Consider the following 13,130-nt stretch of genomic DNA (forward strand, 5'->3'; position numbering starts at 1 on the left):
GGGTTCGCCCGTGCCTCTACGCGAGCGGGTAGCCGCCGACGCCGGCGAAGACGGTGTCGGCAACGGGGCGTTCTTGTTCGTTGCCGTCGGAGGGGTGGTTGACGACGGTGTTCTGCCACACGAGCGTGGTGGAGCCACCGCCGTCCATGTTGAGGGCGTCGACGGCTCCGAGGTCCTTGAGGAGGGTGGCCAGTTCCAGGCGGGTGGCTCCCTTGCTGACCGTGGCGTCGTCGCCGTCCACGGTCACCAGCATGATGCGGCCGGTCGCGTCGGAGGCGACCGCGGTACGCGGGTTCGGGTCGGGTGAGCCGGCGGCGGGCTGCTTGTAGTCGATCTTGCCGTTCTTCAGGAGGAGGTCGCCGCCGGGCGTGACGTACATCGAGGGATCGAGTGTGAGGGTGTCGGCGATCCGGGTGTCGAAGACGGTCTCGGGGAATTCCAGTTCGGCGCCGACCGGAGCGTTGTCGCGGAGCCAGGTGGTGCCGTCACCGGTTCCCTGCAGGATCCGCCCGCCGGAGGGGACGTTGCGTCCGCCCCTGTTGCCGATCTTGCAGGTACTGCCCTTGGCCGGTGCCGGCTCGTAGCATTCGGTGACCTTGTTGCCGGAGTCGAGCAGTACCTCGATGCCCTCGTCCGTACTGATCACGCCCCCGACACTCGGGTTGTCGGGGTCGTTGGAACTGGCCAGGAAGGCCGTGGTCGGCGTCGCACCCGCGTACTCGGGGGTGAAGGAGACGATCTCGGAGAGATCCCGGCAGACCCCGTCCTTGTCGAAGGTCTCCTCCTTGTCGATGGGATCGGGGCCCTCGCAGTGCGCGTTGCGCCCGGGGACGCGGTTGATGCCGTCCAGCTGCCGCTGCTTGAGGGGGCCGTTCTTCGGCTGGACCTTCAGCGTGGTACTGAGCTCGGCGATGCGCGCTCTGCCGTGCTGCAGCACCAGAGCGGAGCCGACCGGTTTGCTGCCCTTGCCCTTGGCGGCTTCGCTGAGCAGCTTGCCGCCGCGGACCACGATGCCGCTGGGGTCTCCGTCGTGGGTGCCGTTGGCGGGGTTCGTCACGTTGCCGTCGAAGAAGGCGCCGTTGATGCCCACGCGTGGCCGGCGCACGGTGGTGGTGGACACGTCCTTCAGCATCGAGGAGCTGGTCTGGGAGGTGGCCAGAGCGGTGCCGAACGTGCCCTTCAGGGTGAGGGGAGCCAGGTCCGGGTCGATGACCACCACGTTGACGTTCCACGGGCCGCCGGTGCGAGCCGAGTAGGTGGTCCGAGTGATGCCCGGGGCGCTGACGTCCGTGCTCGTGGGAACCAGCTTGGCCAGTTCCAGACCGGTCGGGCCGGCGGTCGCACCGTACACGGCGGCCGGTGCGCCCAGGACCGCTGAGGCCGTCAGGAGGAGAACTGCGGCGCCGGTCGTGGCGGTGCGCTTGATGATGGGCCTCTTGATGGTCAGCACTGATCCGTCCCGGTGACGAGCTTGTGGGAAGAGAGGTGGGCGTCGAACGGATCGGGGATTACGGTGCTGTCGCCCTTGAGCACCACGAACTTCCCGTATGCCGTCCCGGTGAACACGCCGGAGTGGTTCGGGTCGGCGTAGAAGCACGTGTGCGAACCGGTGTGGTTGGCGACCGATGCCACCCGGTCGTTCCAGGTGGCGTTGTACTGCGCCATGTCGCTGCGAGTGGCGGTCATCTGACCGCGACCGCCCGGCTCGGCGAACAGGCAGAGGTTACCGCTCTGGCACCGCTCGAAGCCGGTGAAACAGCCGGCTTGGGATTTGGCCAGCTTGTGGGAGCTGACCTTGCCGTTCAGCGTGCCGGGGGAAGTGGCGAGGTTGCTCTTGGAATCGGGAGGCAGCGCCTGCACGGTGCCGCCGTAGGAGGGGTCCTCGTACACGCACGCCCAGTACGGCGAGTTGTTGTGGACCGAAGAGATCTGGTCGTTCCACTCCGCCAGGGACACCTGCGGGCTGTCCGGGCCGTACGTCTGGGCCGTGCCGTTGCCATCGCTGTCGGAGTACACGCACATACGGCCCGTCTCACAGGTCGGCCAGTCGGGCGCCGGAGGGCCGTCGGGGAGATCTTCGACGGCATGGGGCATGGTGCCGGCGTCCGCGGCGGTGACCACAGCGGGCGTGGCGGAGGCCAGGGCCGGTATGACGAAGGAGGTGAGTCCCAGGACGGCGGCCACGGTGATGAGCGGCTTCAGGGCGCGTCGTATCACGCGGATTCCTTTTGAGTTGATCGGATCGGGGTGGCTGGGGTGGTCGCGCCGTGGGTCAGCCGTTCCAGTTGGCGGTGACGGTGACGGTGTCCGGGGCGGCAGGAAGGCCCTGCAGGGGCACCGTGGAGGTGCCGGCCCAGGTGCGGTCGGTGTGCCGGGTGGTGTGCAGGACCTTGCCGGCGGTCGTGGTGACGGCGACCTGGACCTCTCCGCCCACGGTGGCCGCGGCGACGGACTTGGCGGTCACGACACCCAAGATGCCGTTCAGCTCACCCCAGGTGCTCCACGTCGCGTTGAAGTTGCGGATGGCGTGGTACTGGCGGGTGCCGTTGTCGGTGGCGATGACGAAGTGGGTCTCGTCTCCGGCGCCGGCCATGCTGATCGAGGTGACGGGGCCGGTGGGACCGACGGCCTGGGCCACGTTGCCCCAGCCGAGCCAGTTCCCGTTGGTCTGGCGGATGGTGTGGTAGGGCTTGCCGCCGCTGACGAGTCCGACCTGGAGTTCGCCGCGGACACTGGCGGTCGCGGCGGCCGTCACGTTGGAGACGGAACCGCTGGAGATGTCGCGGAAGGGGGTCCACTGGCCCGCGGCGTTGCGGACGGTGTGGAAGGCAATGCCGTTGGCGACGGCCACGACATGGAGGTCGAGGCCGGTGGAGACGGCGGAGACCTGGGTGAGGTTGCCGAGGGCGTTGGCGACGGAGAAGACGTCCCCGAAGGCGGCCCAGCTGCCGTCCGCCTTGCGCACCGTGTGGAAGAGACCGCCGGCGTTGCTGATGGCGAGGACGTGCGTGTCGCCGTTGATCCCGGCGGCGGTGGCGCTGCGGATGCCGCCGAGGCTGCCGGCCTTGGCCTGCACGTCGGTGAACCCGGTCCAGGACTCGTCGGGCAGGCGGACGCCCAGATAGAGGCTGCTGCCGGACTGTATGAGGGTCTTGGCCTGCCAGCCGGGGGTCTTGGCACGGTTCTCGTCGATCCACTGGCCGAGGTCGTCGACGCGGGCGGAGATGGCGCCGGTCCGGGTTTCGGTGGGATTGTCGGCCAGACAACCGCCTTGCCAGGAACGGCTGTTGACTGCGACGAGTTCGCCCGCCGCGTTCAGGAGCGGGCCGCCGGCGTCGCCCTTGCAGATGGCGTCGGTGCCCTTGCCGGTGATGGACAGGGTCGTGGTGTCGGCGGCGTTGAGGGTGAACGTGCCGGTGTGGAGCTTGCCGGGCACCCAATCGGCCTTCGTCCGCCCGAACCCGGCCGCTGTCAGCTCGGCGGCGACGGCGGGGGCGGCGGCGGCCCGCTTGACGCCCTGGAAACCGCCGGCGGGTGCGGCAAGGCGGGCGAGGACGATGTCGCGGTCACTGCGAGGCGCCAGCTCGGCCACCTCGACGGCCGTGCCGTCGGCGAGCGTGACGGTGGTCTTGAGGGCGGGCGGGCCGGCCGGGATCGTCGCACCGGGGGTGGAGGCGAAGCAGCTCGCGGCGGTCAGCACCCACGAGGCGTCGACCAGTGTGCCGGTGCAGGCACGACTGTTGGGCTTCTCGCCCAGACTCAGCTTGACGCTGTAGGCGTGCTGGCCGTACGGGGCTTCGGGACCGGTGATGGCCTGGACGGCACCGGCGAAGACCAGACACGCGGCAACAGCCGTGGCGGTTGCGAGCAGGCCGGTCATCCGCGCGGAACGCGGACGGTGGATGGACATGTGAACTCTCCATGAGCAACGGACGGAACCATGCGCAGGCGCAGGGTTTGGCAGTGCCCGCTGCCCGGTGTCGGCCGGGTGAAGGCTTGAGCGTCGGCCGGTGACGCGGAGGAAGCCGCCAGGGACGGGGCCGAGGTTCTTCCGCGTGGTGAGGCGGCGCCCCGGCACGCACGGTGCCGGGGCGCAGGTTTCCGCGGTGGGGCGGGCACGCGGTCCGCGACCGCGTGGGCGACTGCGCGGGGGTCAGCCGGTGTAAGTGGCGGTGATGGCCAGTGCGCCCGGCGCCGCGGGCATGCCCTCGAGGGGTGCCGTCACCAGCGCGTCCCAGGTGCGGTTGGTGTGGCGGGTGGTGTGGAGGAGCTTGCCGTCGGTGGTGGTGACGGCGACCTGGACCTCACCGTTGACGGTTGCGGCGGACACGGACTTGGCGGTCACCGCGCCCAGGACGCCCTGGAGATCGCCCCAGGTGGCCCAGGTTCCGTTGAAGTTGCGGATGGTGTGGTACTGGCGGGTGCCGTTGTCGGTGGCGATGACGAAGTGGGTCTCGTCCCCGGCGCCGGCCATGCTGATCGAGGTGACGGGGCCGGTGGGACCGACGGCCTGGGTGACGTTGCCCCAGCCGAGCCAGTTCCCGTTGGTCTGGCGGATGTTGTGGTAGGGCTTGCCACCGCTGATGAGACCGACCTGGAGCTCACCGCGGACGCTCGCGGTCGCCGCCGCGGTCACGTTGGTGAGGGAACCGTTGATCTGGAAGAAGGGAGTCCAGTTGCCCGCGCCGTTGCGGACGGTGTGGAAGGCCTTGCCGTCGGCGACGGCGACGACGTGGAGGTCGTGGCCGATGGAGACGGTGGAGACCTGGGTGAGGTTGCCGAGGGCGTTGGCGACGGAGAACACGTTCCCGAAGGAGCCCCAGGTGCCGTCCGCCTTGCGCACCGTGTGGAAGAGACCGCCGGCGTTGCTGATGGCCAGTACGTGCGTGTCACCGTTGATGCCGGCGGCGGCGGAGCTGCGGATCCCGCCCAGGTTGCTCGCCTTGTTCTGGACGTCGGTGTATCCGGTCCAGGAGCCGTCGGACAGCCGGGCGGCCTGGTAGAGGCTGGTGCCGGACTGCACGAGGGCCTTGGTCTGCCAGCCCGGCGTCGTGGCCCGGACCCCGTCGATCCACTCGCGCAACCCGTCGGTACGGGCCGCGATGGCGCCGGTACGGGTTTCGGTGGGGTCGGTGGCCAGGCAACCACCCTGCCAGGAACGGCTGTTGATGCCGACGAGTTCGCCGGCCGCGTTCAGCAGCGGGCCGCCGGTGTCGCCCTTGCAGACGGCGTCAGTGCCCTTCCCCGTGATGGTCAGGGTCGTGGCGTCGGAGGCGTTCAGGGTGAAGGCACCGGTGTGGGCCTTGCCCGGCGCCCACTCGGTACTGGTCCGTCCGACGCCCACGGCGGTCAGATCGGCGCCCGCTGCCGGGGCGACATTCGCCTGCTTGAGCCCCGCGGGGCCGGCGGCGGGGGTGGTGAGGCGGGCCAGGACGACGTCCCGGTCGGCGCGCGGGGCCAGCTCGGCGACCTCGACGCGCTTGCCGTCGCCGAGGGTCACGGTGGCCTTCAGCGCGGGCGCACCGGCCGGCACCGTGGTACCGGGCGTCGCGGCGAAGCAGCTCGCGGCGGTCAGCACCCACGAGGCGTCGATGAGTGAGCCGGTGCATCCGCGGCCGGTCGCCTCATCGCCGATGTTCAGCTTGACGACGGAGGTGTGCTGGCCGGCCGCCGCCTCCGGGCCGGAGACGGCTTGAGCGGAGCCGGCGGGAACGAGGCCCGCGGCGACCGCGGTCGTGGTGACGAGCAGACCCGAAATGCGTGCGGTGCGCGGACGGAGTGCAGACATGTGCTTTTCCTTCAGGAACAGGATTCGGTGAGCGAATGCGCCAGAGTTCGGTCGTACGTGTGCGGGACCGGTGGTCGGCCGGTGACACGGAGCACGACGGGGATCGAGAGAGCCCCGCAGTCGCCTGCTTCGCCGAAGACTTGTGGTGGACGGCTGGGATGCAGGCACAAGCCGTGCCGAGGGTGCGATTTCCTCCTGCGAGGCGGATCGGCTACTTGGTGATCCGGATCTCGACCAGGACGTGCTCCCGGCCGTCCACGGACTCGCCGACGCCTTCCCAGGTCTTGGCGGGGATGTTGTATTCGACGCGGTCGTCCTCGGCGGTCATCGCCAGGTGGGTGTTGCCGGAATCGTCGGTCCGCACCCCGTGCACCGACGGGATCTCCAAGGTCAGGAAGCCCTCATCGGCGGTGACCTTGAAGCACACGTCCCCCCGGTCCCGGGCGAGGAACTTGAGGAGGTTCTCCTCGCTCCGGCAGTCGGCGAGCACGATGTGGCCGTCTCCCCGCTTGAGGACGATTCCCTGCTCGGCCAGGATCTTCGCGGCGTTCGGGTAGTTGTAGTCCTCGATGGCATATCCGGGCCCCGTCTCGGCGACGGGGCTGGTGGTGGTGGCGACGCCGGAGGGCTGGCCCCCGGCCACCACGGCCCACGCCAGAGCACCGGCCACGGTCGCGGTTCCCAGAATGCGCGTCCATGCCTTGCGTGAATTCATCACAGTCCTAGAAGTAGAGATCAGTCGGGGCGAAGAGAGGTTCTCCGCGCCCCCTTGTATGCAAATCCGGTGGTGCAGGCGGGTGTTCGCCGACGGACTCGATTCCGAAAGGCGGCGGCGCCCTGCCTCTACGGCGCCGTCTGTCTGGCGAGTTTCAGGGAAGGCGGTCCGTCGGGATCCGGACGGAACTCCAGCGAGTTCCGTCCGCTCGGGTAGATCTGAATGCCGGCGCTGAGGCCGAGCCCGCCGTTCTCCACCGACAGATAGACGAAGTCGCTGGACGCCCGCTCGCCGAGCCACTCCCATCGGCCGCCGAAGTCGGCGGGGTCGGAGAATCCGTCCGTCACCACGCCGGTCGCGGAGAACTTCCCGTCGGACTCGAGCCGCAGCTCGGCGCCCGTCTCGTCGTTGCGGTACACGCCGGGCAGCTCGTCGGGGTCGACGGAGCCCATGCATCCCGAAAGGAGCGCCACGGAGGCGGCCAGGACGGCGACGAGCCGCCCTGCGCTCGTCCTACGGGGCGTCACGGACCCAGCGTGACGTCGAACTCGATGACCTGGGTCTTGGGCGACAGCGGACCGGTGTCGCCGACGATCTTGTCGACGAGCGAACCGACGGAGTTGCTCCACCAGTCCGTGTAGCCGATGACCGGGGGGTGCGTCGCGGACTCGATGTCCGACTCGTTGTAAGCGGTGTACCGCCACACCACGGAGCCGTCCGCGTTCTTGCGGATGGGAGTCATCCGGACCTGGTGCGAACCCATGAACGTGTACGCGAGGTTTCCGGTGAGGCCGGCCGTGGAGAGCGTCCCGTAGTCCTGGAGATACTTCCACGCACCGTCGAACCCGCCGAGCGTGTAGTCGTTCATGAGTGTGTGGCCGAGCTCGTACTCCCCCGTACGCGTACGGTTGGCGAAGAAGGCGAGCGTCTCCTGTGTGTTCTTGTGCTCACGGTAGAGGCGGGTGAACTCGTCGTTCGGGCCGAAGCACTGCGAGCTCGGGCCCTTTCCGGTGAGCCAGCTCCAGCCCAACTCCCACGGGTTGGAGCTGTTGCCGGACTCGATGGGGCTGCCGAACGGCGTCAGGCAGCTCTCGGCGCCCTCCGGAAGGCCGGTGGCGCCCGGCTTGATCGGGGTCTTCGAGTTGTCCAGCGCCTTCTGGATCGCTTCGCGCACCGCGGCCTCGATGACGAGGTGCTTGGCCTGCAACGCCGCCTGCGCGGCTGCGGCGGCGCTCTGACCTGCCGCAAGTGATGCCTGGCGGGCGGCCACAGCCGAGGTCGCGGCATCCGCGGCGTAGGAAGCGGCCTCGGTGGCGGACCGCACGGCGCGGGTCGCCGCGCTCCGGGCCACGCTGCTCGCCTTCCGCGCCGCGGCGGCTGCCTGACGGGCGGTTTCGGCGGAGCGCGCGGCAGCGGCTGCGGACCCCTCGGCGGCCTCGGCGTTCTTGCGCGCCTCCTCGGCGGACAGCTTGGCCGCCGCGGCGTACCCCTTGGCGAGGTCGGCCCACTCGGTCGCCTTCGCGGCGGCGTCGCGTGCGAGGGCTGCCGCCTCGGAAGCCCGTGCCGCGTTCTCCTGAGCCTCCTGGGCCACCTTGGCGGCGCCCGCGATCATCGCCCGGACCGCGCTGATGTGCGTGGCGTGGTCGTGGTCGATCCGTGCGAACTCGTGCTGCGTGGTGCCGATGAACTGGCGCAGCATGTGCGTGTCGCCTTCGAGCGCGATCCTGGCGGCCGCCTTGACGTAAGGGCCCCCGTTCGCCAGCAGGGTGGTGGCCTTCACCCGGTCGTCCTCACGGACGGCCTTGGTGCGCTCGACGTGCAGGAACACGTGCAGGGCCGGGGCCGTGCCCTTCTCCAGCGCGGCCACGGCCGCGCGTCGCACCGCGGGGCCGGTGTTGTCGTCGGCCAGGAGCGTCGTCACCTCGACCCGGTTGTCCTCCTTGGCCGCCTCCACCGCCCCGCTCTCCAGGAACGTCCTGAGCTTCGCGGCGTCCTCGGTCTTGAGCACGTCCACGGCAGCCAGTGCCACGTTCTTCGTCGAAATCGCCGCCATGGCCGCGACGTTCTCGACGTTGTCCTGCTGCAGAGCGATGAGACGGTCGGCGTCGATCCAGTGGACGACGTCCTCGTCCGAGCCGGCCAGCGCGAACTGCGCTGCCTCCCGGGTCCACGTGCCCGACCGGTCGATGAGCTGGATCGCCGCCTTGCGCCCGGCTGCCACGGCCTCCGCGGGCTTGCCGCCCCTCAGCGCGGACTCCGCGGAGCCGATGAGCGCGAGCAGCTCCGCGGACAGACGCGCTTCCTGCGTCCGCTCCCGGTTGTACCGTTCGAGGCGGTCCGTCTCCGCGGCCGCCTCCAGCTTCGCCCGCTCGATCGCCTCGGTGGTCTCCTCGGCCAGCCTGGCGGTTTCGGCCTGACGAGCCGTCTGCTCCACTTCACGTGCCTTGTCGACCGCCGCGGCAGCAGTGTTCGCGGCCTCGACCGCCGCGTTGGCGGCTGCCGTCGACCGGTTGGCGTAGTCGACCGACTGGCCGGCGTGGTTCGCCGCTTCCATGGCCGCCGCGGCCGCCTTCTCGGCGTGGTCGGCTGCGCTGTTGGCCGCGTCGCGTGCCAAGCGGGCACAAGCGGCGGCCTGTCCGGCCAAGGTCCGCGACTGGCCCGCGGCCTGCGTCGCCCTGGCCGCGGCGGCCTCTGCCACGGCGGCTTCCCGCTGCGCAGTGGCAGCCTCGGACTGTGCGGCGCCGGAGGCCACGGCCGCGTCGGCCGATGCCCGGGCGGCGGCGGCGGCGTTGACCGCCGATCCGGCGGCGGCCGCGCCCGCGGCGTCGGCCGCTTGGGCGGCCTGGGCCGCGAGGTCGGCCTTCTGAGCCACCGTGCGGACGAACTTGACCATCGACGTCGCTGCCTGGGCAGCGGCTCGGGCCGCGTCCGCCATCGATGCGTCCTTGGAAGCCCCGATCGCGGCATGGTAGGCCCGGGCCGCGGCGCGTCCTGCCGCTGCGGCCGCTGCTGCGGCGGCCTGTGCGGCCGCCACCGAACGCTGCGCGGCGGCCTGCGCGGTCCGCGAGGCCGACACCGCGGTCGCCGCGGCAGCGGCCGCTCCCCTGGCCGCCTGCGCGGCCTTGTTCGCGGCCCTGGCGGAAAGCTGGACGTCGTGTTCGGCGGCCTCGGCCTCGGCCTTCGCCTCCAGCGCCGCCTTCTTCGCGCTCTCGGCGGCCTTGACCGCCTGCTGGGACAGCTCGACGGCCTCGTCGGTCTTGCGGCCGGCGCGCTGGCCCTCCGCCTCCACGACCTTGACCAGCTGCTGGATCGTCGCCGTTTCCTCGTCACGGGCCCGGGCGATGTACTGGCCCGTCTCGAGGAACCACCGGATCGCTCTCGGCGTCCCGTCGTCCAGTGCCCGCTTCGCGTACTCCCGCACTTGCGGTGACGCCGTCACGAGGATGGACGTCACCTGCACACGCTCGTCCTCTTCCTGCGCGGTGAACTGGCCACCGCTGAGGAAGGCGCGCAACGCGAAGTCCGACCCGGCCTCCAGCGCAGCGGAGCCCTCACGCTTCACGGCACGGGCACCGCGCGCCATGACCGCGGTCACGGCCACCCTGAGATCCTCGCGCACCGCGGTCTGGAAGCCGCTCGTGAGGTAGGTCTCGATCGCGGCCGTTCCGCCGGACAGCGCCACCCCGATGCTTTCGCGGGTCGCCCTGCCCGCCATGACCAGGGACTGCGTGAGCGTGAACCTGTTGTCCTCGGCACGGGCCGCGGCCAGCTTCTCGTCGAGGAACACCCGCACGTCCGCGGCACTCCCCACCAGGGCGGCGGCCGCAGCGGTACGGACGGCGCGGCCGCCTGTCCTGTAGGCCCAGACCACCATGCCGCGTTCGGTATCCGGCAGACCGGATCCCTTGGGCAGTGAGGCGGATCCGGTCGCGCCGGCCGCGTACGCGGGCCTGCTGAGCACCGTGCAGTTCGGCAGCGCGCAACCGGCTGCCACTCCGGCGAAAGCGGCGAGTATCTGACGTCTGCTGAACTGTCGTGAACGTGGTGCCATCACGACTCCCTTCTTCTGCGCTGAGCCCGACCAGGAGGTGCTCCCGACCTGACGGACTGCCGCGGTCGGTGGTCCGCAACCGCTGTGCAGCGTCGGACTCTGGTCCTGTCCCGTGGAGCGTGTTCGCCGGTGATGCCGGCTGGTTCGCGTTCCACTCCCTGGTGGCGATCACCACTGTCGGCGCACCGAGAAGGCGGGGGAAGGGGGTTCGGGTGGACGGAAGCGTCCCTGACCCGATCCGGCCCGGGTGGGCTTCCACCGGCGCTCCGCGGCACCGCGGCCGGCGCGTTCCTACGAGGTCTCAGCCGGTCAGGGGTCGTGGGCGAGGACGGACCCGGGCGGACCGGCTCCCGGAACGCACCTCGCGGGTGGAGCCGAACCGGGCCATGGCCGGGAAGCGTCGCCGGCCGGCGGAAGAGGGGGCCGGGACCGGAAAACGGCCCATGGACTGGACGCTTGCGGCCCAGGCCTCTTCAGGCCAGCGCCCTCGGCTTTCGCGGACGCCGGGAAGCGGAAACAGTGGGCTGTGTGACGACAACGCGCAGGGGGGGGGCTCGCGGGACCGCTGTCCCGGAAGCCCCTGACCACACTTTGCCTCACCCTGGTGAGCGGGCCGGTGCGGGTGACACGGCATCACCGGCCGCGCACCCCGCGAACCGCTTTCAGCCACAACCCATTTCGGGATCACCATGCCTGCTCATCACACAGCGACCGGCACGCCCCGCTCGCCGGCCGGCCGGAGCGACCGCTCCGGCCGGTTACGTCAAGGCGGCGCCCCGCGCGGGCAGGGGCGTCGGGACGGTCGAGGAGCTCTCGCACCCCGCCCGGACGCGAGGGCTCCCGGCGAGGCGGACTCAGCCCTGTTGAGCGGGCAGCCATCCGTGCTGGACCGCCCGGACGCCTGCCTCGAACCGGCTGCGCGCGCCCAGCCGCTCCATGAGATCGTTCGCGATCCGCCGGGCCGTACGCGCGGACACACCCAGCCGCTTGGCGATCGTCTCGTCCGTGTGCCCCTCGGAGAGCAGGGAGATGATGGTGCTCTCCTGCGCACTCAGGCCGTGTACATCCCGGACAGGTGCCTCACCCAGCGGCTGCGCCGCAGCCCACACGCTCTCGTACAGCGCGCACAGCGCGGTCAGCGTTCCCTGCCCGGTCAGTACGACGGCGCCGCCCGCGGTGTCCTCGCTGCTCACCGGTATCACGGCGGTCGACCGGTCCACGATGATCAGCCGGGTGGGCAGGGAAGCCACGGTGCGGACCTGTCCGCCCAACGAGGCGGTCCAGCGTGCGTACTCCACGGTCGGCCGGTGGAGGCGGACACTGTCCAGGTACACCACCCTGGTGCGCACCCCGCGCCCCAGCAGCTCGGCGTCCAGTGGACGTGACGCGGCGATGTTCCCCTCGGTCTGCGGCCCTCCGGGTGCGAACGTCATGACTTCATGGCGGACGTCACGGGTCAGACGCGTGAGGCAGTCCCTGATCTGGTCCAGGCCGATCAACTGCTCGACTCCCGGGCTGACGGTGGTCGGCCTCAGGTCGGCGTACTGGGCGATCAACTGCGCGGCGACCGCGCGCGAGGCCTCCAGCCGCTGCTGCTGGGCGGCGATCTCGGCCTGCTGGCGGGCCATCAGGACTTCCATCCCGAGGTCCGGCGAGACCGCGCGCAGCCCCCCGTTCTCGGCCGAAGGGCGGACCAGCGCGAGCTTGCTGAGGACGTCGAGTCCGTCGCGCACCCGCTGTTCCGTCGTGCCGATGCGGACGGCCAGGGCCGCGACCCCGCCCCCCGGGTCGGCCAGCATGGCTCGATAGACGGCCTCCGCCATCGCGTCGAGCCCCAGCGTAGACAGCATGAGATTCCCCCCCAAGACATGCCCATCTCGAGCACAAAAGGATCATCATATGCCCGCGGTGGGGTGGCAGAAAGAGAAGCCATGTACCTCGTACACGCACACTTGAGGCGGCCGGCCCAGGGCGGCGAGCTGCCATCCGATCTGCGCGCCCTCGTCTACGAGTCCGCCCGTCCCGAGGATGGCGTCGAGCACGTCAGCGTGCACGCAGACGAGTCCTCGGCACCGGTGCTGGGCCTCTTCCTCACGGCCGGCTCACTGGCCCAGGCGGAGGAACACGCGGCAGCCGTTTGCACCCGGCTGCTGCGGACGCACCCTGAACTGTCCGGCTGGATTCTCGGGCGTGCCGAGGCCCCGCTCCTCGTCATCGACTGACCCTACGGCCGGTGGACACAACCGGCCGCTGCCGTTTCCGTCCACTCGCCGGCCCTTCCACCTGCCCTGACCTGCGGCGAAAGTGGTTCTTGCCCGGCCGGACACGATCCGGAAGGCAGTCGGATCGGAAAGCGCCACCGCGGGACGCGACCGGTTCAGGACACCCGTCCGCCTTACCGTCAACGCTCAGGAACCGAAATCTCATGATGCGCATTCGTACCGCCCAGGCCGCCGCGGTCTTCACGCTCACCCTCGTCACCGCGCTGTTCGCCACCGGCACCGCCACCGCCGCGCCTGCCCAGTCCGCCCCCAGCACCACGGCGCAGGACAACATGGGCTGGCAGTAGGAGCGGC

Annotated in this window: 10 protein-coding genes; 2 read left to right on the forward strand and 8 right to left on the reverse strand. The window is 70.7% G+C overall.

Translation table 11 applies throughout. The features are described from left to right. Positions 1–16 precede the first annotated feature (16 nt). The 8 genes from OHA37_RS08115 to OHA37_RS08150 form a co-directional block, all read right to left on the reverse strand. A complete protein-coding gene (locus tag OHA37_RS08115; protein WP_266903663.1) occupies positions 17–1,450 on the reverse strand; it encodes a phosphodiester glycosidase family protein in 1,434 nt (477 codons plus the stop codon). Further along, positions 1,444–2,217 (reverse strand): peptidase inhibitor family I36 protein, encoded by a 774-nt coding sequence (locus OHA37_RS08120; RefSeq protein WP_266903664.1) that lies wholly within the window; start codon positions 2,215–2,217, stop codon positions 1,444–1,446. Before OHA37_RS08120 ends, OHA37_RS08115 begins: the two co-directional genes overlap by 7 nt. 55 nt (positions 2,218–2,272) lie before the next feature. Next, entirely contained in the window at positions 2,273–3,910 is a 1,638-nt protein-coding gene (locus OHA37_RS08125) for a S1 family peptidase (RefSeq protein WP_266903665.1), read from the reverse strand. A gap of 243 nt (positions 3,911–4,153) precedes the next feature. Continuing rightward, the gene (locus tag OHA37_RS08130) at positions 4,154–5,788 is read right to left on the reverse strand and encodes a trypsin-like serine protease (RefSeq protein ID WP_266903666.1); all 1,635 of its coding nucleotides are present in this window, start codon (positions 5,786–5,788) and stop codon (positions 4,154–4,156) included. A 211-nt stretch (positions 5,789–5,999) separates the two neighbouring features. After that, positions 6,000–6,503: a hypothetical protein gene (locus tag OHA37_RS08135; RefSeq protein WP_266903667.1), complete on the reverse strand. Its 504-nt coding sequence runs from the start codon at positions 6,501–6,503 to the stop codon at positions 6,000–6,002. Between the two features lie 128 nt (positions 6,504–6,631). Then, on the reverse strand, positions 6,632–7,030 hold the full coding sequence (locus OHA37_RS08140; RefSeq protein ID WP_266903668.1) for a hypothetical protein: 399 nt from the start codon (positions 7,028–7,030) through the stop codon (positions 6,632–6,634). Beyond that, complete coding sequence (locus tag OHA37_RS08145) at positions 7,027–10,554, reverse strand: ALF repeat-containing protein (protein ID WP_266903669.1); 3,528 nt, start codon at positions 10,552–10,554, stop codon at positions 7,027–7,029. Before OHA37_RS08145 ends, OHA37_RS08140 begins: the two co-directional genes overlap by 4 nt. An 854-nt stretch (positions 10,555–11,408) precedes the next feature. Beyond that, positions 11,409–12,404, reverse strand: a complete 996-nt coding sequence (locus OHA37_RS08150; protein ID WP_266903670.1) for a helix-turn-helix domain-containing protein — start codon at positions 12,402–12,404, stop codon at positions 11,409–11,411. 81 nt (positions 12,405–12,485) lie between these two features. Between OHA37_RS08150 and OHA37_RS08155 the strand changes: the two genes are divergently transcribed. Together OHA37_RS08155 and OHA37_RS08160 are read left to right on the forward strand one after the other, a co-directional pair. Continuing rightward, positions 12,486–12,776 (forward strand): hypothetical protein, encoded by a 291-nt coding sequence (locus tag OHA37_RS08155; protein WP_266903671.1) that lies wholly within the window; start codon positions 12,486–12,488, stop codon positions 12,774–12,776. A gap of 203 nt (positions 12,777–12,979) precedes the next feature. Then, positions 12,980–13,123, forward strand: a complete 144-nt coding sequence (locus OHA37_RS08160) for a hypothetical protein (RefSeq protein WP_266903672.1) — start codon at positions 12,980–12,982, stop codon at positions 13,121–13,123. Positions 13,124–13,130: the final 7 nt, after the last annotated feature.

The sequence above is a fragment of the Streptomyces sp. NBC_00335 genome (assembly GCF_036127095.1).
Lineage (GTDB): Bacteria > Actinomycetota > Actinomycetes > Streptomycetales > Streptomycetaceae > Streptomyces.

What these genes read in the sequence shown, in the direction of transcription:
- OHA37_RS08125 (WP_266903665.1), bottom strand. Translation starts at nt 3,910, where the DNA reads ATGTCCATCCACCGTCCGCGTTCCGCGCGGATGACCGGCCTGCTCGCA.
- OHA37_RS08130 (WP_266903666.1), bottom strand. Translation starts at nt 5,788, where the DNA reads ATGTCTGCACTCCGTCCGCGCACCGCACGCATTTCGGGTCTGCTCGTC.
- OHA37_RS08135 (WP_266903667.1), bottom strand. Translation starts at nt 6,503, where the DNA reads ATGAATTCACGCAAGGCATGGACGCGCATTCTGGGAACCGCGACCGTG.
- OHA37_RS08145 (WP_266903669.1), bottom strand. Translation starts at nt 10,554, where the DNA reads ATGGCACCACGTTCACGACAGTTCAGCAGACGTCAGATACTCGCCGCT.
- OHA37_RS08150 (WP_266903670.1), bottom strand. Translation starts at nt 12,404, where the DNA reads ATGCTGTCTACGCTGGGGCTCGACGCGATGGCGGAGGCCGTCTATCGA.
- OHA37_RS08155 (WP_266903671.1), top strand. Translation starts at nt 12,486, where the DNA reads ATGTACCTCGTACACGCACACTTGAGGCGGCCGGCCCAGGGCGGCGAG.
- OHA37_RS08160 (WP_266903672.1), top strand. Translation starts at nt 12,980, where the DNA reads ATGATGCGCATTCGTACCGCCCAGGCCGCCGCGGTCTTCACGCTCACC.